Annotated in this window: 19 protein-coding genes; 11 read left to right on the top strand and 8 right to left on the bottom strand. The window is 48.4% G+C overall.

Annotated elements, in window-relative coordinates:
• From BGO59_RS01710 to BGO59_RS01690, 5 genes are all read right to left on the bottom strand, one after another.
• Complete coding sequence (locus BGO59_RS01710) at positions 1–1,392, bottom strand: Gfo/Idh/MocA family oxidoreductase (protein WP_293679550.1); 1,392 nt, start codon at positions 1,390–1,392, stop codon at positions 1–3.
• A 98-nt stretch (positions 1,393–1,490) separates the two neighbouring features.
• Positions 1,491–2,231: an NIPSNAP family protein gene (locus BGO59_RS01705; RefSeq protein ID WP_293679547.1), complete on the bottom strand. Its 741-nt coding sequence runs from the start codon at positions 2,229–2,231 to the stop codon at positions 1,491–1,493.
• Between the two features lie 1,051 nt (positions 2,232–3,282).
• Positions 3,283–3,723, bottom strand: a complete 441-nt coding sequence (locus BGO59_RS01700; RefSeq protein ID WP_293679545.1) for a hypothetical protein — start codon at positions 3,721–3,723, stop codon at positions 3,283–3,285.
• A 240-nt stretch (positions 3,724–3,963) separates the two neighbouring features.
• Positions 3,964–4,524, bottom strand: coding sequence for an aminoacyl-tRNA hydrolase (pth, locus tag BGO59_RS01695; protein WP_293679542.1), 561 nt, complete (start codon positions 4,522–4,524; stop codon positions 3,964–3,966).
• Between the two features lie 63 nt (positions 4,525–4,587).
• Complete coding sequence (locus BGO59_RS01690) at positions 4,588–6,441, bottom strand: gliding motility-associated C-terminal domain-containing protein (protein ID WP_293679539.1); 1,854 nt, start codon at positions 6,439–6,441, stop codon at positions 4,588–4,590.
• A gap of 186 nt (positions 6,442–6,627) precedes the next feature.
• On the opposite strand from BGO59_RS01690, the gene pyrR reads away from it, so the two are divergent.
• From pyrR to fdhD, 3 genes are all read left to right on the top strand, one after another.
• On the top strand, positions 6,628–7,167 hold the full coding sequence (pyrR, locus tag BGO59_RS01685; protein WP_293679537.1) for a bifunctional pyr operon transcriptional regulator/uracil phosphoribosyltransferase PyrR: 540 nt from the start codon (positions 6,628–6,630) through the stop codon (positions 7,165–7,167).
• Between the two features lie 120 nt (positions 7,168–7,287).
• Positions 7,288–9,861 carry a DUF5686 and carboxypeptidase-like regulatory domain-containing protein gene (locus tag BGO59_RS01680; protein WP_293679534.1) on the top strand — a complete coding sequence of 858 codons (2,574 nt, stop codon included), beginning with the start codon at positions 7,288–7,290 and terminating at the stop codon, positions 9,859–9,861.
• 97 nt (positions 9,862–9,958) lie between these two features.
• Positions 9,959–10,792 (top strand): formate dehydrogenase accessory sulfurtransferase FdhD, encoded by an 834-nt coding sequence (gene fdhD, locus BGO59_RS01675; RefSeq protein WP_293679531.1) that lies wholly within the window; start codon positions 9,959–9,961, stop codon positions 10,790–10,792.
• 61 nt (positions 10,793–10,853) lie between these two features.
• Here fdhD and BGO59_RS01670 read toward each other — a convergent pair whose 3' ends face one another.
• Positions 10,854–11,729, bottom strand: coding sequence for a diacylglycerol kinase family protein (locus BGO59_RS01670; protein WP_293679528.1), 876 nt, complete (start codon positions 11,727–11,729; stop codon positions 10,854–10,856).
• Positions 11,730–11,880: 151 nt separating this feature from the next.
• Here BGO59_RS01670 and BGO59_RS01665 point away from each other — a divergent pair, with 151 nt between their 5' ends.
• The 4 genes from BGO59_RS01665 (at position 11,881) to BGO59_RS01650 (ending at position 18,609) form a co-directional block, all read left to right on the top strand.
• Entirely contained in the window at positions 11,881–12,837 is a 957-nt protein-coding gene (locus BGO59_RS01665; protein WP_293679525.1) for an App1 family protein, read from the top strand.
• Positions 12,838–12,883: 46 nt separating this feature from the next.
• Positions 12,884–15,220, top strand: a complete 2,337-nt coding sequence (locus tag BGO59_RS01660; protein WP_293679522.1) for an FdhF/YdeP family oxidoreductase — start codon at positions 12,884–12,886, stop codon at positions 15,218–15,220.
• Between the two features lie 438 nt (positions 15,221–15,658).
• Positions 15,659–18,094 (top strand): sialate O-acetylesterase, encoded by a 2,436-nt coding sequence (locus BGO59_RS01655; RefSeq protein WP_293679519.1) that lies wholly within the window; start codon positions 15,659–15,661, stop codon positions 18,092–18,094.
• Between the two features lie 59 nt (positions 18,095–18,153).
• Positions 18,154–18,609 (top strand): RidA family protein, encoded by a 456-nt coding sequence (locus BGO59_RS01650; RefSeq protein WP_293679517.1) that lies wholly within the window; start codon positions 18,154–18,156, stop codon positions 18,607–18,609.
• Positions 18,610–18,687: 78 nt separating this feature from the next.
• On the opposite strand, the gene BGO59_RS01645 is transcribed toward BGO59_RS01650, so the two are convergent.
• Positions 18,688–19,239 (bottom strand): hypothetical protein, encoded by a 552-nt coding sequence (locus BGO59_RS01645; RefSeq protein WP_293679515.1) that lies wholly within the window; start codon positions 19,237–19,239, stop codon positions 18,688–18,690.
• A gap of 150 nt (positions 19,240–19,389) precedes the next feature.
• Complete coding sequence (locus BGO59_RS01640) at positions 19,390–20,004, bottom strand: 2,3-bisphosphoglycerate-dependent phosphoglycerate mutase (protein WP_293679512.1); 615 nt, start codon at positions 20,002–20,004, stop codon at positions 19,390–19,392.
• 120 nt (positions 20,005–20,124) lie between these two features.
• On the opposite strand from BGO59_RS01640, the gene BGO59_RS01635 reads away from it, so the two are divergent.
• From BGO59_RS01635 to BGO59_RS01620, 4 genes are all read left to right on the top strand, one after another.
• A complete protein-coding gene (locus BGO59_RS01635) occupies positions 20,125–20,886 on the top strand; it encodes an SDR family NAD(P)-dependent oxidoreductase (protein ID WP_293679509.1) in 762 nt (253 codons plus the stop codon).
• Positions 20,887–20,961: 75 nt separating this feature from the next.
• A complete protein-coding gene (locus BGO59_RS01630; protein WP_293679506.1) occupies positions 20,962–22,011 on the top strand; it encodes an Atu2307/SP_0267 family LLM class monooxygenase in 1,050 nt (349 codons plus the stop codon).
• The gene (locus tag BGO59_RS01625) at positions 22,012–23,274 is read left to right on the top strand and encodes an acetylxylan esterase (RefSeq protein WP_293679504.1); all 1,263 of its coding nucleotides are present in this window, start codon (positions 22,012–22,014) and stop codon (positions 23,272–23,274) included.
• Positions 23,275–23,371: 97 nt separating this feature from the next.
• Complete coding sequence (locus tag BGO59_RS01620; RefSeq protein WP_293679501.1) at positions 23,372–24,208, top strand: alpha/beta hydrolase family protein; 837 nt, start codon at positions 23,372–23,374, stop codon at positions 24,206–24,208.
• Positions 24,209–24,212: the final 4 nt, after the last annotated feature.

The following is a 24,212-nucleotide window of genomic DNA, read 5'->3' as shown; positions in this document are numbered from 1 at the left end:
TCAGGTTGTTGGCTCTTCGCCACGAAAGGCATCTTTCTTCTCAACAACGGCTAATTTTATAGGCCTGCCTTCTCGAGCCGACTGATAAATGGCTTCAATGATTTTTTGATCCTGAAGTCCTTCTTCGCCCGGTGTAAATGGAGTTTTATTGCCTAGAACACATTCCGAAAAATGATCTATTTCAGTGGCAAACTGATCCTGATCGCTGATTTCATGCTGTGTTTCCTGATTCTGATTACCCTGCGCCTGGCTGGTAGCCAGTTTTAAACCCTTGTATGGGAAAGCAGGGTCCATTTTTATCCAGCCTTTGTCGGCCAAAACTTTGTAATTTTTGTCGTCGTGATGACCGTAACTGGTAGCACAACAAGCCTGAACCCCACTCGGAAATTTCATTAACCAGTTCACCTGTTCTTCTACTTCCGTAAACCGAGGGTCATTAGGTGTACTGTGTACATAACCCGTTACTTCAGAAGGCTCTTCGCCCAACACATACCGAATGGTGTTGATGCAATACAACCCTACATCGGGCAGGCTGCCTCCACCCGCCAACGCCTTTTTGAATCGCCAGTGGTCGGGGTTGTCGGAGTTTTGGCCGTTATTCGCCAGAATCGATTTGACTTTGCCAAACTGCTCTTTCTGAACCATTTCCCGGACGATCTTGTGGTGCGGTTCGTATTGAATCCGATAGGCAATCATCAGTTTACGGTTGGCTTTCTGGCAGGCATCAATCATGGCCTGACATTCAGCGGCTGTGTTTGCCATCGGTTTTTCGCATAGGATATGCTTACCCGCCTGTGCACCACGGATGGTATATTCGGCATGCATCCCGTTGGGGAGGACGATGTAAATGGCCTGAACCTCTTTGTTGTCGCGTAGTTTGTCGTAGTCGGCGTAGCTGTAACAGCTTTCTTTTTTTATGCCGTATTGAGCCGCTACTTTTTGCAGTTTCTCCGGGCTTCCACTCACCAACGCAACCACTTTTGATTTTTTGGCTGTACTAAAGGCAGGTAAAATCTGATTGAGCGTTAAATGCCCGAGGCCAACTATGGCATAGCCCACCCGCTGGTCGTCAGGCAGCGGAGTTGGCGTTGGAGCTTCTTCCTGCTCCGTTTTAGCCTTGATCTGCTCGAGCTCAATCGGTTTGGTTGGGTCGGAGGGGACCGTAGCTGGTGGTGAAGTAGCCGGTAGGTTTGGAACGGGACCGCTGGGCGTGTTCGTCGTGCCTGTAGCCGAGGCAGTAGATTCGGGCTTTTTTTCGCATGCCGCAAGCACACTCCCTACTGTACCTACAGCCAGTCCCCGACCTGTCAGTTCCAGGAATTCCTGACGGGATACACGGCCATTACTAGGTTTATCGAATAAAAGGTTAACAAAACGATCAATGGGTTTCATAACGTATTGAGTTTACGTCATGAAACCCATTGATCGTTTTGTTGTTTGGCAAAAAGCCAAAAACTGAGGTTTTGCAGGATAGCCGTTACGCGCCAGTCTTATTTGATGGGCGAGTAGTCGGTTGGTTTCATATAAATCGACTCTACTTTAGTCGTTAATGAGCCATCTTTTTCCGATTCGGCTTTAACGGTTACCCATTTGGGGTCTTTTCTGAACTCGTCAAAATGCTGCTTGCCTTCCGCTTCACTCGGATGGGCCAGAATATAGACAAGTTTGGACTGAGCGGTTGGGTCTTTCTCCTGGGTAATCCAGTACCCAATGTGCGTCATGCCGTGTTTGCTGAAGAGCTTGATGGTATGATCGCGGAAGCGCGTCAGTAGATTGGGTAGTTTGCCCGGAGCGGGCGTATAGGTACGTAGTTCAAACGTGCGTTCGGGCGATTTTTTGGTCAGCTTGATTTTGGGCGAAATATCCGACTCGGTCATGAAAATCTGATCGACATGGTCTACCAGTTTACCGTTGGCTTCCGTTTTAGCGACTACTGCTTTCCATTCCGGATCGCTGCCAAACGCTTTCCACGACGCATCCCGAGCTTCTCGACTCGGATAGGCCAGAATGTAAATCAATTCTTTATTTGTTGTATCGGTAGGCGTCCAGTAACCAATATTTTCCATCCCATGCTTTTCGAAAATCTTTAAGGTGTACTGCCGAAAACGGTCTACAATCTCGGCATACTTGCCCGGCGTAGGATGGTAAATTCTGATTTCATAAAACTTGGAATCTGCCTTAGTTTGGTTGGTTTTGCCAGGATTAGGCGCTCCCAGTGTGACTGTGCTCATGAACAGGCCAACGGTAAGGAGGCTATAAAGCGAATTGGTCATCTTTAGTCGAAATAAATGATATGAGGCTCTTTCTTCTAGAAGCGTATTTCGACGCTTTTCTAACTTAAACAGATGCTATTCTTTGCACAAAACAGACTGGTTTCTCGGGTACTATCGTACTTGGAAGCTGTTCATGAGCTGGACTGGATAAACAAGCAAAGTCAGTGACAAGAGAAAATGCGGCAAAAGAATTGGAAATGACCAGGAGGAGAAAGCTTACTTGTGTAGTAATTATCTTGTTTGGTATCTTATACAATGGCAACGGGTATTAGGGTGGTTCTTACAAGTGATGGTGCTCATCCATGTATCAGTAAAAACGAAGCAGCCCCGCCAGGTCTGGCGGGGCTATGATTTGATAAGGCACTATGGGTATAAAGGAAACGTATCATTAAGACTCAGTGAGCCTTCGAAAGGTAACAAAACGAATCATAACAAAAAAACGCTGACCTTTTCAAGTCAGCGTTTCCCATATACCCATATATGTAATCCATAACAATCTGCGAGCAGATTGGGATGAACGTATAAAAACATCAACAATAACCGGGCCAACTGGTCCGTCAGACATTGTGTCAGTTTCTTTCTATAAAAAAAAACCAGCTCCAGCGGAGTTGGTATTTTTGTTTCTTGTCTACTTTACTACTCTGAATATCATTTCTGATACTTTGGTAACAACAAAGATAGTAAAATAGTGATAAGTAAACAAAGGTGATACGCGCTTCGCCAACGTTTTTTTGTAAATTTTTTATGCCAACCTTTAAAAAGGAGTCTACTTTATTAGCGTATGGTATCAGCGGTGAGATGAAATTATCGGGAAAACAGTCGACCAGTTATTTACTGGTAGGGATGGTGCAAGTAAATGTATATGTCTGTAAAAACAAGATAAGGTTCCCTGATCTTTGCAGAGAACCTTATACTGACTATTCCTAAACCCTTAACCTTTTCTACATGAAAAACTAACTTTTACTCTTTTCTGTTCCAAATCCCGTTTGAAAACCGGATTTAATTCAAATTATTGAATGTCAGCGGCTTGGCTCAAGGATTGATTCGCATCCCAAAGGAAATTGATCATCCTGGCCGTATACCCGGCCTGATTCATCCAATGACTGGCAACAGCATCGTTGCGTTTGGCCAGTTTATTTTTTACCAGAGCGGCTGCTTCGTTGAATTTAGCTCGGTCGTCTGCGCTGAGGTTCAGCACAGCGGCCGGGTTTTGATTGTACAACGAGACTACGCTCATAAAGTTTTGCCAGGTGGTAGTATTTGAATACTTGGCAATGTTTTGTTCTACATAGGAAGCGAAGTTCTTCTGCGAACCATTGACAAGCATTGTACTTGCCGGCTTGTTGGCGGCCGGGCTATCATCAGTATTGGTGGTGGTAGCCGCGTTTGCCTGAGATATCGCTAATCCTAATCCAAGAATCAGTGATGCAAAGATAACACGCGATTTCATTGTTTTGTTCTATTTGGTTTCAGTTATTGAACGCACAAATATCCGTAGAAATTCCTGAATCGCAAGTGCTGTATATGGCCCTTTTTAGAATTATATTCCGAATTTAATCCTGATTGTGAGGTATTTTTTTGAAAAATGCATTATTTTTACAATTAAAACCGAAGAAAATTTTACATTAAGATGGGTTGATGTATATAAAATATGCCTTGGGAAAATTATAAAATTCTTTAAAAAGTTATATCATTGGTTGTAATTGTTCATGGTCGCCTGTATTCCCAAAGTACAAAAAGAGAGTATAGCGTCGCCTGCCCGGTCCAAATAGTCAGGTAATTGGATTAATTCATCTTCTGGAAACTGGCCCAGAACGAAATCGACCTGTCTTCCTTTCGAAAAATTATTGCCAATACCAACCCGGAGTCGGGCATATTCCTGAGTAGCCAGAATTTCATCAATATTTCTTAAACCATTGTGTCCTCCCGGCGATCCCTTCGGTTTCAAACGCAGTTTACCAAATGGTAAATCTTTATCGTCAGTAATAACCAGCAGATTCTCAACGGGGATCTTCTCCTGTTTGAGATAATAGTTTACCGCCTTACCACTCAGATTCATGTAGGTGGTTGGTTTAACGAAAAAGAGCTGTTTGCCTTTGTACTGCCATTGGGCGGTATAGGCGAGTCGGGTCATCGAAAAGGAGAATCCATGTTGAGTTGCCAGTCGATCAAGAACCATAAAACCGGCGTTATGTCGGGTAAGCGCATATTCGGGGCCAATATTGCCCAAACCAACGAGTAAAAATTTCATGAGCATGTACAAATAGCTTCGTCAACTCTGGGAATACTGGAGCTAACGAAAGCATATAATCGATTAATTTAATAAGGCTACCGACTCGCGGTATGTTGTTTGGGTGCCATTGGGAAACTGGCATTCCAGCCGATACGTATAGGTGCCAGAAGGTACAGGTTGGCCATTCTGCTGGCCATCCCAGATTGAATCACCACTTGCCAGCACAAAATTAGCACGATTATAGATTACCGTACCCCATCGGTCGTAGACGGTGAACTGGGTAATGGTGATTGATGCAAACGCAAAATATACCTTTAACTCGTCGTTATAGGTATCCCGGTTGGGCGAGAAGGCCGTTGGCAGATGAATCAGGCTGGCACAATCGTGCTGAATGGCAATCGTCCGGCTTATAATGCAGTTGTTAGCGTCTTTTGCCGAAAGTGTATAAGCCCCGGCTTTTAATCCTGAGTAAGAAGTGACTGGTTTATAGGGATTACCGTTTAGCGAGTATAAGAGCGATGAGCCGGCCGATTCGTTGAGAAGCAGGGTTGCATTCGCCTGCCCACAGTTTTCGGGGGTAGTTTCTATGTCAGGCCACGAGGGGCCTGTGCTGGCAGCTATACTTACCGACTGGCTGGCTGTACAATCTTCCGCATCTTTGGCGGTTAATGTGTACGTGCCTGCCTTTAGTCCTGTAAAAATGATGTTGCTCTGAAACGGCTGATTGTCGAGGCTATAGGTAATGGGTGTTTTTCCTCCTGCCACACTCAAACTAACCTGACCGTTAGGCTGATTACAGGACGTCGGCGTGATAGCCGTACCCAGGATACGAACGGGATCGGCACTTTGCAAATTCACAGCTCTATTGGTTTCACACCCGTTGGCATCGCGTGCCCGCAAGGTATAGGCACCACCTGCTAGTTTCGTAAAGGTTGGACTGGATTGATACGACTGTCCATAATCGATGGAGTAGGTAAGTGGCTCCTTCCCCGCTGCAACGACACTTACCTCGCCATTAGCCGTTTCGCAGTGTGGAGAAGTGCTTTTTAAAGCAGAAATCGTAGGGCCTGTATCGGGTGTAATCGTAACGGTCTGCGATGCCTGGCAATCGGCTGTATCTTTTGCCACAACCGTGTATGAGCCGGGCCGTAAACCTGCGAATAAAGGTTCACGCTGAAAAGGGCCGTTGTTCAGGTTGTATTGCCAGCCAGTGGAGCCGGAAGCGGTTACTGAAATAGAGCCATTGGCTTTGTCGCAGCCAGTATTATTGGACGTTGCCTTGATAACCGGATCAGAAATGTTGACCGTAATCGGAATAGCCGGGCTTTCGTATTGATAGAGCGTTTGGGTAATGTAAAAAGTGGTTGTTTTCGTAATGTTGGGATTGTACCGATTGCCAGTCGCAAGTAGCGTTGTTTTAGCTGCCGACGAGTACCAGCGGATATTCTGGCCGGTAACGAGTAGATTGACGGGTTGTCCTTTGCAGTAGGTCGTTCCCGACTTTAGAACAATTCGGTACAGATCCATCCTTCCACTACCCGTTTCTGTGCAGGTAGTACCATTTAGAATGTTTTCATACGTACCCAGCATACTTTCATCGGCAGGGTTGTATGTCAATTTGGCTCGCCAGAAACAAACATCCTTGACCGTTGTACTGCCATTTTTGTCGGATTCTGAAAAGGTAACGATAGGATCAACCAACGTGCCCGTTACGTAAACCACCCCGCTAAAGGGTAGGTTTGGATTAGCGCTTTGTGCCGTGCCGCTAAGGGTGAAGTTGCTTTGCGTGAGCGTCATGGCATAATTGTATATCTTCTGGCTCGGAACACTTGGCGTAGTAATGCCCAGCCAATAGCCTGCCACAGTCTGTGCGTGAACAGACGCTAATGCGGTAGTCGCCAGGATAAAAAGGGGCAGAAATAGCCTTCGGTTCATTGCCATCCCGTAGTTTCAAACGAAATGCGATTCTACGGGATGGCTAAGATAGCGACAATACTGGATTTGTAGGATTTTGTAGTTGTTGCTTGTCTGCGATATAATCACGGATCGGCGGATGATCGGATTACGAACCGGGAATCTTCATTTTCCCGCAACTATTGATGAAAAGACTATCTTTACCTCATGAATCAACAACGCCTGATTTTGTCCAGCCCACTGCTCGAAATTGTGATTAGTCGGCTGGCACAGCAATTAATTGAAACCTACCAGGATTTTGCGGATACTGTACTGCTGGGGATGCAGCCACGAGGAATTTATTTTGCCGAACGGGTTGCCCGAGAGCTGCATACAACACTAGGCTATGCCGTACCTTTGGGGTATCTGGATGCTACTTTTTATCGGGACGATTTCCGTCGACGCGATACTCCACTTCGGCCAAACACAACGCACGTACCGTTCATTATCGAGAACAAGCGTGTTATTCTGATCGATGATGTACTGGCAACAGGACGTATGGTACGGGCGGCACTGGATGCGATGACTGCCTTCGGGCGTCCTCGCAAAGTAGAATTACTTGTACTGATTGACCGGCGATATAACCGTGATTTACCGATCAAGCCCGACTACACGGGCAGGCGGGTAAATACGCTCGAATCGCAGCGGGTATTGGTCGAGTGGACCGAACAGGGCGCTGAAGCTGACCGTATCTGGCTGGTTGGTTAATAGTATGTGACACTATCGAATAAAGTATTGACAGATAGGCATTTATTTATAGTTTCTTCTAGTGCTTTCTACTTAAGTATTGGCAAGTTTTTTGTAACTTGGCAGACCGTAATTTAATCTATGGAACGTCTGCAACGTCTACTCTTTTTCTTTTCCTGCCTTATCCTTGCCAGTACCTGTAGCGTGGTAAAAGCGCAGACTAATTTTACTGTTACAGGTCTTGTTACAGATTCGCATACGGGCGAGCCGATTCCTTTTGCCAGTGTCTCGCTAGTGGGGCGTCGGGTAGGTACGCTGACAGACGAAAAAGGTCGATACACATTAGTCGCTAAACTCTTGACAGATTCGATGGCGGTTAGCTCGATGGGCTATAAAACGCTGCGATTGGCTATCAATCCGGAGCGTGCATCGCAGGCTGTTGATTTTAAGTTGCAATCAGCCGGAACGGCTTTGCAGGAAGTAACCGTTAAAGCGGGTGAAAATCCGGCCTGGCGTGTTCTTCGTCAGGTACGTAAAAATCGTACCCTCAACGACCGCAAACGCCTGGCCGCTTATGAATACGATAGCTACGTAAAGACCGAAATCGCGCTGAGTCATGTCTCGGATCGGATGCGTCGGAATCCGCTCATCAAACGGATTAACCAGGCCATGAGCCAGCACGACTCCATTATGGACGATGAGGGGCATAAACTACTACCGCTTCTGGCGTCTGAATCGGTATCGCGTTATTATTTCAGAACCGCACCTGAACGTAAACGGGAGGACATTCGGAAAACCCGCATCAAAGGCGTAGCGGTCGACGATGCCGGGCTAAGTTCCCAGTTGCTGGGTGGAACAAACCTGGTTAGTCAGAACTTCTACGACAACTACATCCCAATTCTGGGAAAGGACTTTGCCTCTCCCATTGGCGATAACTGGAAAAACTGGTACGAATTTTTCCTGGCCGATACGACCCAGATTGGCGATCATATTTGTTACGAAATTCAGTTTGATCCTAAACGGCCCGAGGATCTTGTATTCACTGGAAAAGCCTGGATCGACACCACTACGTTTGCCCTTTGCCAGATCGAGACCAAAATTGGCAATGCGGCTAACCTGAATTACGTGCGTTCGCTCACCATTGAGCAGGAACTGGAATCGACTACCGATTCAACAGCAGGAGCCGCAGGTACAGCAGGCTGGCTACCCGTGAGCATTCGTCTATCGGCTAACCTGACCGGAGTTGGGAAGCAATCACTGGGTTTGCGAGCGCAGGTTACGCTTCGTAATAGCAATATTGTGGTGAACCGACCGAGGCAGCCATCATTTTATGAGCAGGCCATTGAACCGAGCGATACCGTAGCTACCCAGAATGAGGCCTTCTGGAGTTCGGTACAGAAAAACCTCGCCGGGTCGGATTCGCTTAATAAGGAAGACCAGAAAACCCGTGACATGATCGATAAACTACGGGCTGTTCCAGCGGTGAAAAAAGCTGAAGCGGTTGGACAAATTCTGGTTACGGGTTTTTATAAACTGGGTGGGGTCGATCTGGGGCCGTATCCATACCTCTTTGCTATTAATAGTGTAGAAGGTTTGCGGACGCGTGTGGGCTTTCGGACCAATGAGCAGTTCAGTCGAAACTGGATATTGCGGGGCTATCTGGCCTATGGAACGCTGGACAACAAGTTTAAATACGGAGCCGAAATCGATTATCTGTTTTCGCGGCAGCACTGGACGGTGGCTGGAGCACGGATTTCCTACGATCTGGAACGGCTTGGTCTTACCCCCGAGCTTATTGGCGGTAACCGTATGTTTTATGCATTGAGCCGATTTGGCCGGTATCGGGGTGGTTACGAAAGTTATCAGAAGGAATTTTTCTTTAAAACAGAGCCTGTCAAAGGGATTCTTCTGACGGCTATGGTAGGTACCCGGACCTTTAACCCCTTATTCCCGTTTCATTACCGGCTTAATCCTGAGCTGGGGGAGCAGTCGCAGTTACGATCCGATATTGATGATGCCTACTGGTCGATTGAAGCACGGCTGGCCCGGAAAGAAAAATACATTATGGACGGTAACGAGCGGCTCACGCTTGGAACCAAACGGGCTCCCGTGCTTACAATTCGTTACACGCGTGGTCTGAAATCGTTGGGTGGCGAATACAATTATCACCGGCTAACCTTGCGGGCACAGCAATCGCTTCGTGTGGGCCCACTTGGCCGGATGACCTATTTACTGTCTGCAGGCTATACGCCCAATGTGATGCCAGCACCCATGTTGTTTCCACACATCGGTAATCCCACGCCTTTGTTGACGACCAATACGTTTAACCGAATGCAGTTTTACGAGTTTGTGAGCGATCGATTTGTGGCCGTTCATATACAGCACCGGTTCGAGGGGCTTTTGTTTAATCGATTACCCGGCATTCGTAAGTTTAACTGGCGATTGATCGCTAATGTGGATGCCCTCTGGGGAAGCTTATCGGACGAAAATCAGGCAGTAGCCAGTAGAAAACCATTGCCCGATGGCATAAGACCTATTTATTTCGGGGCACTCGACAAGGCTATCCCATATATGGAGGTAGGTTATGGGATCGACAATATTTTTAAACTGATTCGTATTCAGGCTATTCACCGGCTGAATTATTTGGATGACGGCCCAAATGGTATCCCTCTGAACTCCTTTGCCTTGAAAGCCTCCGCAACGATTAGCTTTTAGAACGTGTATGATGTGGGTGCTAATTTGAACTATGAAACGGTAAACAGACAATAACTTTCTGTTTGTATCGCGTGTTGTTTCCTAAATAATTACACGCATGTCGCTTGTTGCTCCTACAACTGTTCGAAACGTTTCTGGTCAGACTGTCATCGAAAAGCCGGATTTGCTGGCTGTAGAAGAACCACTGGAAATACGGCTGGGTTTCGGCCCGATTGCTGATCGCCAGCAACGGTCATTGGCCGTGACCATGCGAACACCCGGCCACGACGCCGAACTGGCAATGGGCTTTCTGTTTACCGAAGGTATTATTCACTCACCGAACGACATTGTCTCTTGTCGCCATTGTGTGCAGGATGTTAATAAGGAAGGGAATGTAATCCGTGTTGAACTCCAGCCCGAAGTAACCATCGACTGGTCACGACTGGAGCGGAGTACAATGGCATCGGCTAGTTGCGGTTTGTGTGGCAAAACTACCATCGATGCCATACGAGCGCTTACACCTGGGCCAGTAGAAACGGATTTTTCGATAGAGCCATCTATACTTCACGCCTTACCCGATCATGTTCGAGAAACGCAGCGAGCCTATGCCTACACGGGCGGTATTCATGCGGCTGCCCTCTTCGATGCACAGGGGAAGTTGCTGCTGGTTCGTGAGGATATTGGTCGGCATAATGCACTGGATAAACTGATAGGGGCCGCTTTCTGGCAGAACTGGCTTCCACTGCATCAATATGGCATTTTCCTAAGTGGCCGGGTCGGCGTCGAACTGGTCCAGAAAAGCTGGATGGCTGGTGTTCCGTTATTGGCAGCTGTGGGCGCACCATCAAGTCTGGCCGTTCAAATGACACAGGAAGCAAACATCACCCTGGCTGGTTTCGTCCGCGATGAACGATTTAACCTCTACAGCCAGCCCGACCGGGTTCGGAATTGAGTGATTGAGTGAAGAATAGCTTGCGGTAGCATTTCACGCAATCACTCATTCGCTCAATCACTCAATTTTTGTCGTCCGGTAAAATCACCGACAGAGCAGCGGGTTTGATCTGGGCAGCGAGTTTGGTAATGCGACCCCGGTATTCGCCATCGATCTGAAAATAAGCACGTTTGTGGGTTTCGATGGTGACGGATGTAGCCGGGTAAATCTCAATCTTTTTCGGGTCGAAGGGCTGGAATCGCCAGAACAATTTCAGGATTTCGCCGAACGATAACCGTCGGAAAATAACAACTTCAAATTTTCCGTCAGAAGGGTCTCCATCTGGATTTATGACGGCTCCTGTACCGTACATACGGGCGTTGGCCAGCACGACCATAAAGGCAACCCGCTGTACACATTCGTCGTCGGTCTTAATTTCCAGCCGGAGTAGACGATGTTTACGCAACACGTTCAGCACACTACGGAGATAGCCCAGTTTGCCACGCAGATTGTTCTGTTCGTAATATTTTACGATGTGCGCATTTAGGCCAATATCGCTCAGGTGTAAACAAATGTCGTCGTCATTGATCGAGATGACATCGATGGGTTTGGGCTTCCCATCGACCAATAACTCCAGACTTTTCTGTAGGTCGGTTGGTATACCCAGCTCGCGAGCCATACCGTTCGCCGACCCCCCCGGCAGGATGCCCAACGGTATGGGATTGCTGATCAGTTGTTCAGCTACGAGTTTAATGGTTCCATCACCACCAACAGCCACTACCCGATCGGGCTTGCATTGGCTAAGCTGTTTCTGAATGGTTTCTGAATCGGTCTTGCCATCGAGATAGCAGCGGTGAACGGTATAAGGCTGGTCGGCAAAGAACGTATCGATGCGCTGTTCCCAGTCAGACTTGTCATGACCACCCGAAACGGGATTAATTATGAATAAAAAAGTCAACTTCTTCGTAAATTATGAGTTATAGATGGGATGTGCTGATGGATGCGCTATGGAAGTCACGCAAGTTCAATTTATACCTAAACAAAATTTAAACCTTAAGGGTAAGCTGAAAGGTCATATTTTATCGTGGTTACGCTTAACGGACCAGCCTATGGTGAAGGTTTACCGTAGTTTTGGCAATGCACAGCGATTAACCATTCACGGAAGTGCGCTAAAGCGTGGTGCGCTGCCCCGTGTCCAGTATCGCAACAGTCTTTTGGTCAACTTGTTTGGCCTGATTCGACTGTTTCTGGTTCGACCCTATCCGAAAGTTACTCTTGAGGTCGCCTTCGATGGGCATTTGGTTCAGACACAGTCTGACACAGATGGGTATTTTCGGGTCGATATACCATTGGATAAATCCATTGCATCGGGTTGGCACAAAGTTGACGTAAAGCTGCTAATCGGCGATACCTCTATCGAAGGAGAGGGTCAGGTACTAGTTCCTGACTCGACCCCATTTGGCTGTATCTCGGATATTGATGATACCTTCCTGATATCGCACTCAGCCAATTTGCTGAAGCGTCTGAAGGTGCTCATTACCAAGAACGCCCATACCCGAGCGCCCTTCGAAGGGGTAGTAGCCCATTATAAATTACTGGCTCAAGCTAACAGCGGTCCTGGAGCAACGAATGCATTTTTCTACGTGTCGAGTAGCGAGTGGAATCTGTACGATTATATTATCGATTTTTCGAAAAAAAATGGGTTGCCCAGTGGTGTGTACCTGTTGAGTCCGCTCAAGCAACTGGCTGAGGTATGGAAAACGGGACAGGGCAAGCACATGACGAAATTTATGCGGATTGTACGGATTCTGGAAATGTATCCGCATCAACAGTTTGTGCTGCTGGGCGACGATACTCAGGAAGATCCAACGATTTACGCGTCGGTGGCTGAGCATTTTCCCCATCAGGTTCGTTGTGTGTACATTCGTCAGGTACAGGCAAAAAATAAACCTAAAACCGAAGCGATATTAAAACGAATTGAGGCATTGGAAATTCCCTATTGTTATTTTGCACACAGCGCCGATGCCAAGAAGCATTCCATAGCTATTGGTCTGGTTGCTTCCTGATTACTTTATTAACCCTAAACGCTTACCACTCTTTCTGAGCTGATTTATGAATCCCAATACGCCCCCCGAAGAACTTACCGGCCAGCTTGATGTCACGAAGCCTTACGACGAAGCGGCTGGCATACCGGCTGTTATTCAGTCATTCAAACACGTTTTTGAGGGGGCCGATCTGGCGCGGGGCTGGAAAGCGCTCGTCAACATGAATCAGAAAAATGGCTTCGATTGTCCGTCCTGTGCCTGGCCTGACCCCGATGGTCACCGATCTCCGATTGCTGAATATTGCGAAAGTGGGGCTAAAGCGGTAGCCGAGGAAGTCATGAATAAACATACGGCTTCGCCCGTATTGTTTCAGCGGTATACCATAGCGGACTTACTGCAGAAAACCGATTTGTGGCTGAGCCAGCAGGGACGCCTGACTCAACCTATGATTTTACGGCCGGGAGCGCAGCACTACGAAGCCATTGGCTGGGAGGATGCCTTCAGACTGATTGCGGATCAGCTCAACGCGCTGGAGTCGCCCAACGAAGCGGTATTCTATACATCGGGCCGAACCAGTAATGAAGCCGCTTTTCTGTACCAGCTTTTCGTGCGGATGTATGGCACCAACAACCTGCCCGACTGCTCTAATATGTGCCACGAGTCGACCAGTGTGGCACTGGCAGAGTCTATTGGATTAGGGAAAGCATCGGTGACATATGAAGATTATGAAAAGGCCGATGTGATCATGATCATGGGCCAGAATCCCGGAACAAATGCACCACGGATGCTAACCCCGCTGGAGCAGGCCAAGCGAAATGGAGCCAAAATTATTGCGGTCAATCCGTTGCACGAAGCCGGGTTACTGGGTTTTCGAAACCCACAGAGCCCACGGGATGTACTGCTCGGGGGCGAAAAAATGGCGGATTTATTCCTACAGGTGCGCATTAATTCCGATATGGCCCTACTGAAAGCGATGTGTAAAATTCTGCTAGAAGAGGAGAAGAAAAGCGCAGCGGGGGGGCAGCCTGGTAAGGTTCTGGATAAGTCGTTCATTGAGACATACACAGCAGGTTACGAAGACTTTGTGAAGGGTCTGGATCAGTTTGAGTTATCGGATTTAGCGGCTCAGTGTGGGCTAACAATCGCCCAGATTCAGGAGGCCGTCGACCTGTTCAAGCATACACGCAAGCTCATTATTTGCTGGGCAATGGGCCTGACGCAGCACCGCAATTCTGTACAAACGATCAACGAAGTCATCAACCTGCTCCTGCTGAAAGGAAGTATTGGGATCGAGGGGGGAGGAGCGAGCCCAATTCGTGGGCATAGTAATGTACAGGGCGACCGGACGATGGGTATCTGGGAAAAACCCAAACCTGAGTTTCTGGATGCACTCAAAAACACGTTCAACTTTGCACCACCTCGCGAACACGGCTACGACGTAGTGAAGGCCGTTCAGGCAATGCATGAAGGGAAAGCCAAGGTGTTTTTTGCGTTGGGTGGTAATTTTTCCATGGCCGTATCCGACACGGATTATACGGCTGAAGCCTTAAAAAAATGCAAACTGACCGTTCATGTATCGACCAAGCTGAACCGGAGCCATCTTATTCATGGCGAAACCGCGCTGATTCTGCCCTGTCTGGGTCGTACAGATCGCGACAGGCAGGCATCCGGTGAGCAATTTGTCAGTTGTGAAAGTACAACCGGCGTGGTAGCTCAGTCGCATGGTGTGGTCGATCCGGTAGTGTCGACATTGAAAAGTGAGGTGGCGATCATTGCCGAACTGGCAAAAGCAACGCTGAGCAACAATCCGCGTGCATCGGGCGATTCGATGGTTCGACCCAGTATTAATTGGGATGCACTGGTTGGCAACTATGACCTTATCCGTGATCTGATCGAAAAGGTTGTGCCAGGTTTTGACCAGTATAATACGAAAGTGCGTCAGGCAGGGGGATTTTACCTTCCGAACGGCCCACGGGTCCGGGAATTCAAAACGCCCGATGGAAAAGCACATTTCACCATCAATACACCTATGCATCATGAGCTACAACCCGGCGAACTGATACTCATGACCATTCGTAGCCACGACCAGTTCAATACAACCATTTATGGCTATGATGATCGGTATCGGGGTATCCATAACGAACGGCGGGTTGTGTTTATGAATGCTAATGACATGACTAATCTGGGCCTGCACGAAAAGCAGATTGTGGATTTACATAGTCATTTTAATGGCAGAACACGGACGGCCCACCGGTTTATAGTAGTGCCTTACAATATTCCGCGTGGCTGTACAGCCGCCTATTTTCCCGAAACAAATGTTCTGATACCAATCGATTCAACAGCGGAGAAAAGTAATACGCCAACCTCAAAATCGATTCTTATTACGATAACACCAGCAGGCTAAGTCTTTATCTGGCTTATTGATAATCCGATAAATTTGTCTGGAAAGCAGGTTGAAAAGGGGCATTGTTGCCCCTTTTTTTATATGGCTTACTCTTAATCAGCGAGCGGACAGCCTGGGGAAATGGATGAAAGATTGAAGATTTAACCTAATTTATGTATTAGTATGTATATTCTTAATTTTATTAACTTAATATTGATTGAAAGGTATGTGTATTAATTCTATACTAATTATATATACATATAGGGATAACTAGTTATTAATGAGATATTTATCATTTAATAGCAAATATTTTGTACTATTACAGCTTATTTTTTAAAATATATCTATAATTTTTGCACTAAATAATTCTAATAGGAGATATATAGTTTATAAAAGTTTACTTGAGTTCACATTATGGTGGGGCGGGCGGATAAGGCGGTTTATGTAACCCTTGTATTCTTGTTTTTTGGTGCATTTCAGTCAGTTGCACAGATCAAAATTACCTTTCCGGTTAGCCGGTTAGTAGTACAGCGTAACAATGCCAATCAGGCTTCGGTACAAATTGCCGGCAGCTACACCCAGGCTCTTGATGCGATTGAGGCTCGGGTTGTTGCGCGCACGTCAGGACAAGGGACCACGACCGCCTGGACAACCCTCCAGAGCAATCCAACGAATGGTCAGTTCAACGGAACACTTACGGTGCGGGGTGGATGGTATAGCGTTTATGTTCGGGGGTTGAGTGGTGGCGTAGTCGTGGCTACAGATTCCATAGACCGTTTCGGGGTGGGGGAAGTATTTGCGATCATGGGGCATTCCAACGCACAGGGGTCGGGTTGTACCGTGAATGGGGTTAATATGTGCCCTACACTTGGCGGAGCGAATGACGATCGGGTAACGGTAGTGCCAGTCGATAACAATGGGACAGTGTATCAGCAGCAATATCTGAACACGGCCGATACGCGTTATCTACCCGGTATGGTGTTCAGCCAATTACAACTGAACAGTGGGTTTTCTCCCTTCGCCAGTGTACCCTGGTTCTGGGGACGTATGGGCGATGCGCTGGTACAGCGACTTAATGTCCCTGTGCTTATGTACAATGCCGGATTTGGCGGAACCAATATGCAGCAAACTTACTGGGCTGCCTACAACATTCCATTTCAACATTCCTTTGTACGCTACGACTTACGCATGCCCTACGCCAATTTTCGGAACCTGATGAACCTCTATGTACCGAGTACAGGCATTCGGGCTTTTTTGATTCAACACGGCGAAAACGACCGCGACAATCCTACGGATTCTACGGCAAAGTATTATCAAAGGGTGATCGACAAGATTCGTACCGAGTTTGGTAAACCCAATCTGGCTTGTATTGTAGCGCTGTCGTCGTTTGTTGGTGCCCGCTTCGACAATGTTCGATCTGCTCAGTTTCAGATTATTAACAAGCCGGGGAATATGGCCTATCAGGGCCCTGATCTGGATAATGTCAATTCATCGGCCGACCGACCTGATGGAATCCACTTTTCGCCATCTGGACAGACAAAGGTAGGAGACGCCTGGGCTACGGCCATTAGTGATACCTATTTGTCTGCTATTTCACCGTATTCAGCCGAAACGGAGCCTATAACCAGTATTGCCTGTGCCACATCCAATCAACTTACACTGACGCAACCCAATGGCTATCAGTATATCTGGAGCACAGGGAGTAGTTCAAACAGCCTTACGGTTGGAGCCGGTACCTATTCGGCCCGGTTGCTTACGGCCCAAAACAAAGTCTATTTTCCTCCTGCTGTAGTAGTCCCGGCCAATGTGCGGCCTGCTACACCCACCATCACGACCAATACCGGAACGCTATCGATCTGTACCAGTACTGGATTGCGCCTGACTTCATCGTATGCCGGACCTAATCAATGGAGTACAGGCGTTACATCGGCCTCAATTGTCGTGACGTCACCTGGCACCTATAGCGTACAGGCTAAAAATCCGGTATACGGTTGTTTATCGAACCCATTGTCGCAGACGATTGGCCTGGCAGCCGCAAGTTTACGGCTTTCCATGCAAACCTCCCGGCGTGTAGTGGCTGTCAATGACACAGTCAGTTTCTGGCTTTCGGTACAAAATAATGGCAGTTGCGATGTCGGCTCGTTTGCGATACAAAATCGCCTGCCGCCTAACGTGAGTTTTGTGTCGTCGACAGATAATCTGAGTGCGGCTAATAGTGTCGTGAACGGGTCGGTTGGAGGACTTGCGTCTGGTGCGTTTTTGACCCGGCGGTACATAGCCCGTCTTACCGCCGAAGGGACTTATCTGTCGGCTGCCGACTTATCGGCTTCTATCAACCCACTGGTAGGCGCTAATCCAAATAATGGTACCGGTAATGGAGAACCCGACGAAGCCCAGGTGGATTTACGAACAAAAAATGCGTCTTCGGCGCTTTATGTATCACCTAACCCGAATCAGGGCGCTTTGCCGCCCGTTCAGTCAAATCAACCGGCGACCAATCCAGCTAAAGCGGATCTGAGCTTACGTATGCAGCTTAGTAGTCAGGTAATTGCTGTAGGGCAAACGTTCAGCATAACGCTTACGGTACAAAATCAGGGTGGCTTAGCTGCAACGAATGTTGTACTAAACAATACTCTACCGACTGGGTTGCAGTTCGTAAGTTCGACCTCGGGTATGACGGCCAACGGATCGGTAGTCAGTGGAACGATTGGTCAGATACCCGTTGGCCAGTCGACAAGTGTGACGTTCGTGGTTCAGGTAACGGCTACAGGTGCCTTTACCAACAGAGCACAGATTTTTTCGGCGGATCAATCGGACCCCGACTCTACACCTGGCAACGGGTATACAAATGGAGAAGACGACCAGGCCAGCACTGCCCTCCGAACGAGTATATAAATTGCCATAAACTCTGGCGCCAACCCGCTCATAATAAATCTCTTTATTCAACTACAGCAATGAATTATATCCGTAATATATTCCTATGGCTTGCTCTGGCTTCTTGCAGTCAGGCACAGACGCCTGTACTGCCTAAGATGCCTACAGGCTATCTGTATAAAGTTGAGCCGGGCATTCCCGGAAAAATCGTGTATGTCTGTGGACAACGGCCATTCAATGATGTTGGCGATCTGGTGGGCGCTGGTAATCTGACCGAACAGACTCGGCAGGTGTTTGAGAATATAAAAACGGCGTTGGCGACGGTAGATATGACCCTGAAAGACATCACGCAGATCACCTACTCGGTGAAAGAGGCAACCGGATCGGTGCAGGTAAGTGCTGCCAATGCCCAGTCGGTTCAGGCTGTTCAGGCTACTTATTTTACACAACCGCCCAAATTGATTGAACAAAAAGGGGTGTCGCAAACCGTTCGCGACGATGTGCTGATTGAAATTGAAGTGATTGCGGTAAAATAAAGTAAGCTAAACACGGAGATGCTGTAAGCATAAACGTGTCAGCTGTCCTGGCCCTTACTGGTAACGATTGTCAAACCGCTACCGACCTGTAACGAAGCCGATCACATTTAATAGTCCACCAGCGCAAAGGGTTAGTAGGCCTACTATCATAAAAAATCCACTGTTAGCCTTAAACCCAAGTATAATCATAACTAGTCCGCCAAGCATCATGAGTTTACCTAAACCTGTCAGGCCCAGCCCGTTTGGGTTGAAAGCTGGCCTTTGGCGATGGGAGCTTGATTGTTCAAGATAAGAAACATGTTCTGCGCCTATTGATGAAACGGCAGGAGCTTGCCGTTTGCTAGTTAGTAGCAGCTTCTGCATCCGCAAAACCCGTTTTGTAAGGGTTCGGGTAGTTGTTGGCAGATGGGTATTATTGGCAACGATCTCGGCGGGCAGAGGGCTACCTTCCGTAGCCTTATTGTCTAAAGATAATGAGCCATTCGAAGCAGATGCCGTCGATGGGGCTACCGTAATGGGTAAACCAACAAACATCCTTGAGGGCTGTACACGGGCCGCCTGACGATGACAGGCGCATAAAAGGAGCAGATTGAACAGGACAAGTAGGTACGTAGTAAGCGGGCGGATCATAGTTACTCAGGCACGTAACACGTAGATTTTGCGAGGAGTAAAGATAATAATCGTCCTGGCTCACGCAGGTTAGCGGGTGCTAGTCGACTACTGTCCGAAAAGGCTATGAGGGTGCCTGCCTACTTTGCTGAAAGAGGAAATTGCGCACCCTTACTTAGGCAGCAGCTGAAATTCGCCGGTTTCGATGTCGTAGTGGTACTGACGCGGTACGCCCGTGGCTAGTTCCACCTTTTCAATGTCTTCGGGGCTAATGTGTTCCAGCTCCATCAGTAGCGCGCGCAGGCTGTTGCCGTGGGCAACTACTAAAACGGATTCGTTCGCTTTCAGATGAGGTAAAATCGTTGATCGAAAATAGGCCACAACACGCGTTCGTGTTTCTTCCAGCGTTTCGCCATGCGGAGGGCGTGCGGTATAGCTACGTCGCCAGCAGAATACCTGATCGGCTCCAAATCGCTCTTCGGCTTCGGTTTTGTTCATCCCCTGCAAATCGCCATACATCCGTTCGTTCAGGGCGGCACTTCGTTCGATGGGCAAATCGGCCTGGCCAATTTCGTCCAGAATGATCGACATGGTCTCTATGGCTCGCTGGAGCACCGAGGTGAAACCGATACTGAAATCAGGTGGCTGATGGGACTTCAGAAGTCTACCGGCCTCATGGGCTTCGTGTCGTCCGAGATCCGTCAGGGGGGTATCTGTATTCCCCGTAAATCGATTTTCCGCATTCCATTGCGACTGACCGTGTCGTACAATGACAAATAAGGGCATATTTTTTCAGGTTGTTAACTGGGAATCTGTTACAAAAAAACAGTTTTTAAGGGTATGCTGTTAGCCCGAGCGACTATTCTTCTCTAGTGATTCTAATCAAAAATCTCTGGTTAATTCTCGATGCGTGTTTTAGAACAGTTTAATCTGGCCGGAAAAACGGCTCTGGTTACCGGAAGCGATACCGGATTAGGACAGGCTATGGCTATTGCCCTGGCCGAAGCAGGGGCCGATATTATCAGTACCGCCAATACGGGCGACCTCAGCGATACGCAGAAAGCGGTTGTCGGGCTGGGGCGTCAGTTCAGTGGCTACAAAGTGGATTTGTCGAATCGCGAAGGATTATATCAGTTCATTCAGTCAGTAAAGACAGATCACACGGTCGATATTCTGGTTAATAATGCCGGGATGATTCTACGCAAACCCGTAGCCGAACACCCGGATGACTGGTGGGACAAAGTAATCGCAGTGAATCTGGACGCGCAGTTTATACTGGCCCGCGAATTTGGGAAAGACATGATTGCGAAAGGAGCCGGTAAAATCATATTCACCTGCTCACTGCTCAGTTTTCAGGGAGGTATTACGGTTCCGGGCTACACGGCCAGTAAAAGTGCGGTGGCGGGTCTGGTAAAGGCGTTTTCGAACGAATGGGCTTCGAAAGGGGTAAATGTCAACGGCATTTCACCCGGCTATATTGCTACCAACAATACCGCTGCCTTACGAGCCGATCCCGATCGGTCAAAATCCATTCTCGACCGGATTCCGGCGGGGCGCTGGGGCGATCCATCCGATTTTAAAGGCCCGGTCGTCTTTCTAGCCTCCGAGGCAGGGGCTTATGTACACGGAACCCTTTTGACCGTTGATGGGGGCTGGATGGGTCGCTAGCCTGTCGATTTGTTCGGCATGAGGAACTGTAGGGATAGGTAAAGTGATTGATACAGCATATCAGCAAAAGCAATCATGGAATTAGGCATCAGCAGTTTTGGCGAAATCGTACCGGATGGTGTATCGGGTAGAGCGATCAATGCGCACAAGCGCATGCAGGAGATTCTTGACGAAATAAAATTGGCCGATGAAGTCGGGCTGGATGTGTTTGCGCTGGGCGAGCACCACCGGCCCGATTTTATTATTTCGGCTCCCGAGGTGATTCTGGCGGCTGCAGCTGCCATCACCAAAAATATACGGCTGTCCAGTTCGGTAACTGTGCTAAGTTCAGCTGATCCAGTCAGAACATTTCAAAATTTTGCGTCGCTGGACCTGATTTCCAGCGGCCGGGCCGAGATTATGGCAGGTCGCGGGTCGTTCATTGAATCGTTTCCGCTGTTTGGATACGACCTCAAAGACTACGACGAACTGTTTACCGAAAAGCTGGATCTGCTGGTCAACATCAACGAACACGAAGTTGTCGACTGGACGGGTAAGCTTCGGGCGAGTATTCCGCATCGGGGCGTGTATCCACGACCTTATCAGGAAAAATTGCCAATCTGGCTGGCAGTAGGTGGAACGCCTGCTTCGGCAGCCAGAGCCGGAACGATGAACCTGCCCATGATGCTGGCTATTCTGGGTGGTACGCCCGATCGATTTGTGCCGTTTGTGAATCTGTATCGTCAGGCTGCCGAACGGGCTGGTCACGATATGAGCCAGTTGCCATTGGGTATTAACTCACAGTTTTATGCCGCCGATAATTCGCAACAGGCTGCCGATGAATTTTTTCCACCTTACGAACTGCTGATGAATCGGGTAGGGCGTGAGCGGGGTTGGTCACCGATTAGCCGGATGCACTTTGAGCAAATGCGTCAATATGGTCCATTGATGGTGGGTAGCCCGCAACAGATCATCGACAAGATACTCTACTTCCATGAATTGTTCGGCAATACCCGCTACCTGGCGCAGATGATCAGCGGGCACAATACACCTCATGCCAAAACACTCCATGCTATCGAATTATTCGGAACGAAAGTGGCTCCGGCTGTTCGGAAAGCATTGGAACAGAAAACCGCAACCACCTAAATGGTAAACAAAATCCTTGTCTGGTTCTTAATCCTGTTCATATACTTCCCCCAGGTGCTACAGGCGCAGCCTCATTCATTACCTGATCCGCTAGTTCTGAAAAATGGCCGTCGGGTGACGTCTGTAACACAATGGCGGACCCAGCGACGGCCCGAACTGCTAGCGTTGTTTGCCAGTCAGCTTTACGGCCAGTCGCCGTCGAAACCTGCCCAGATGCGGTTTGAAGTATTCGATTCCGCCCCGAAGGCGTTGGGCGGTAAAGCGACGCGTAAGCAGGTGGCTGTGTGGTTCAATGGCAAGCCCGATGGCCCAAGAATGGACGTACTCCTGTATATCCCGAACGGCGTAAAAGGTCCCGTACCCGCTATTGTAGGGCTTAACTTTTGGGGAAATAGTACCATTCAGGCCGATCCCGCCATTCGGATCTCAACAAGCTGGATGGAGTCGAACCGTGGGAATCCATACATCGATGTCTCCTGTGTTGTCAACCACCAATCGACTGATGCCTGTCGTGGACTCAATGCCCGCCAATGGCCCGTAGATAGCATTCTGAGTCGGGGATACGCGTTGGTGACGGCTTACCGCGAAGATATAGCTTCTGATGAAGCGACGAGGAAATTTTCGACGGGCGTTCATCCCTTATATCCTGACTTGCAAAATCGGGGCGACAACTTCGGAACGGTGGCGGCCTGGGCGTGGGGACTGAGCCGGATTATGGATTATCTGCAAACCGATAAGGCGATCGATGCCAAACGAGTGGCTGTCTTTGGCTGGTCGCGGTTGGGCAAAGCGGCTTTGTGGGCGGGCGCTACCGATGAGCGGTTTGCCATGGTCATCAGCAATGAATCGGGTGCGGGTGGCGCCAAGCTATTTCACCGGGGAGTGGGCGAAAACATACGGCGGTTGTGTACTGTTTTCCCGCATTGGTTTGCGGCTAATTTCCGAAATTACATGGACCAGGACACGCTGTTGCCGTTTGACCAGCATCTGGTGATTTCGCTGATGGCACCCCGGCCCGTTTATATTGCCAGTGCTGAACAGGACAAAAACTCCGATCCTGAAGGGGAATTCGAAAGTGCTAAAGCTGCCAGTTCGGTCTATCAGTTTCTGGGGACAGATGGGTTACCAACTACACAACGACCTCCTCTGAATCAGTCTGTGCAGGGCCAAATTGGCTACCATATTCGAACGGGTGGCCACGATGTAACGGGCTACGATTGGGCGCAGTATCTACGTTTTATGGATAAGCATTTCAAAAAATGACAGCCTATTGATTGGCTAAGCTTGGCCGCCTTATGGGTAGGTTCGTCCGATTCGCTTCTTAACGAGTATATCTGCTTTTCTTGCTAATCAGTACATCATGATTCGTTTCCGTACACTACTTATTTTTTGTTTTTTCTTGCTGGCCAGCTATTGTCAGGCAGCAAAAATTGATACAGTCGATACCTACAGCCCGTCGATGAAAAAGACGATCAAGGCTGTTGTCATGACGCCCGATTCGTATACCATCGGGACTGAGTTTCCGGTGGTCTATCTGTTGCATGGCTACAGTGGCAACTACAGCGACTGGGCCAAAAAATCGCCCAACATGGCCCAGCTTGTCGATACACATCAGGTGATTGTCGTTTGCCCGGATGGCGCGATTGGGAGCTGGTATTGGGATAGCCCGGCCGATCCCTCCTTTAAGTACGAAACCTATGTAGCCAGCGAACTGGTACCGTGGGTCGATAGTCATTACAAAACCATCAAAAGTCGTCAGGGGCGCGGTATAACAGGCCTGAGTATGGGTGGGCATGGCGCATTGTATCTGGCTTTCCGCCATCAGGATGTATTTGGTACTGCCGGTAGTATGAGTGGTGGGGTCGATATTCGCCCGTTCCCGAACAATTGGGATATGGCCAAACGGCTCGGTACTTATGCGCAGTTCCCCGACCGTTGGGAGCAAAATACCGTCATTAATTTACTCCATCTGCTCACCCCCAACTCGCTGTCGCTGATTATTGATTGTGGTAGTGAAGACTTTTTCTTCCGGGTCAATAATAACCTGCACGACAAATTGCTGGAGCGAAACATCCCACACGACTACATCACCAGACCAGGTGGTCACAACTGGAACTACTGGACCAATGCCATTACGTACCAACTGCTATTCATGCGCCAGTATTTCGATAAGCAAAACACAACGGCGACTCGTTAAAGCT

It is taken from the genome of Spirosoma sp. 48-14 (assembly GCF_001898575.1).
Classification (GTDB): domain Bacteria; phylum Bacteroidota; class Bacteroidia; order Cytophagales; family Spirosomataceae; genus Spirosoma.
The sequence above is the reverse complement of the archived record's forward strand: the minus strand, read 5'-3'. Positions and strand labels throughout refer to the sequence as shown.

What these genes read in the sequence shown, in the direction of transcription:
- BGO59_RS01710 (WP_293679550.1), bottom strand. Translation starts at nt 1,392, where the DNA reads ATGAAACCCATTGATCGTTTTGTTAACCTTTTATTCGATAAACCTAGT.
- BGO59_RS01705 (WP_293679547.1), bottom strand. Translation starts at nt 2,231, where the DNA reads ATGAGCACAGTCACACTGGGAGCGCCTAATCCTGGCAAAACCAACCAA.
- BGO59_RS01700 (WP_293679545.1), bottom strand. Translation starts at nt 3,723, where the DNA reads ATGAAATCGCGTGTTATCTTTGCATCACTGATTCTTGGATTAGGATTA.
- pth (WP_293679542.1), bottom strand. Translation starts at nt 4,524, where the DNA reads ATGAAATTTTTACTCGTTGGTTTGGGCAATATTGGCCCCGAATATGCG.
- BGO59_RS01690 (WP_293679539.1), bottom strand. Translation starts at nt 6,441, where the DNA reads ATGAACCGAAGGCTATTTCTGCCCCTTTTTATCCTGGCGACTACCGCA.
- pyrR (WP_293679537.1), top strand. Translation starts at nt 6,628, where the DNA reads ATGAATCAACAACGCCTGATTTTGTCCAGCCCACTGCTCGAAATTGTG.
- BGO59_RS01680 (WP_293679534.1), top strand. Translation starts at nt 7,288, where the DNA reads ATGGAACGTCTGCAACGTCTACTCTTTTTCTTTTCCTGCCTTATCCTT.
- fdhD (WP_293679531.1), top strand. Translation starts at nt 9,959, where the DNA reads ATGTCGCTTGTTGCTCCTACAACTGTTCGAAACGTTTCTGGTCAGACT.
- BGO59_RS01665 (WP_293679525.1), top strand. Translation starts at nt 11,881, where the DNA reads ATGGTGAAGGTTTACCGTAGTTTTGGCAATGCACAGCGATTAACCATT.
- BGO59_RS01660 (WP_293679522.1), top strand. Translation starts at nt 12,884, where the DNA reads ATGAATCCCAATACGCCCCCCGAAGAACTTACCGGCCAGCTTGATGTC.
- BGO59_RS01650 (WP_293679517.1), top strand. Translation starts at nt 18,154, where the DNA reads ATGAATTATATCCGTAATATATTCCTATGGCTTGCTCTGGCTTCTTGC.
- BGO59_RS01645 (WP_293679515.1), bottom strand. Translation starts at nt 19,239, where the DNA reads ATGATCCGCCCGCTTACTACGTACCTACTTGTCCTGTTCAATCTGCTC.
- BGO59_RS01640 (WP_293679512.1), bottom strand. Translation starts at nt 20,004, where the DNA reads ATGCCCTTATTTGTCATTGTACGACACGGTCAGTCGCAATGGAATGCG.
- BGO59_RS01635 (WP_293679509.1), top strand. Translation starts at nt 20,125, where the DNA reads ATGCGTGTTTTAGAACAGTTTAATCTGGCCGGAAAAACGGCTCTGGTT.
- BGO59_RS01630 (WP_293679506.1), top strand. Translation starts at nt 20,962, where the DNA reads ATGGAATTAGGCATCAGCAGTTTTGGCGAAATCGTACCGGATGGTGTA.
- BGO59_RS01625 (WP_293679504.1), top strand. Translation starts at nt 22,012, where the DNA reads ATGGTAAACAAAATCCTTGTCTGGTTCTTAATCCTGTTCATATACTTC.
- BGO59_RS01620 (WP_293679501.1), top strand. Translation starts at nt 23,372, where the DNA reads ATGATTCGTTTCCGTACACTACTTATTTTTTGTTTTTTCTTGCTGGCC.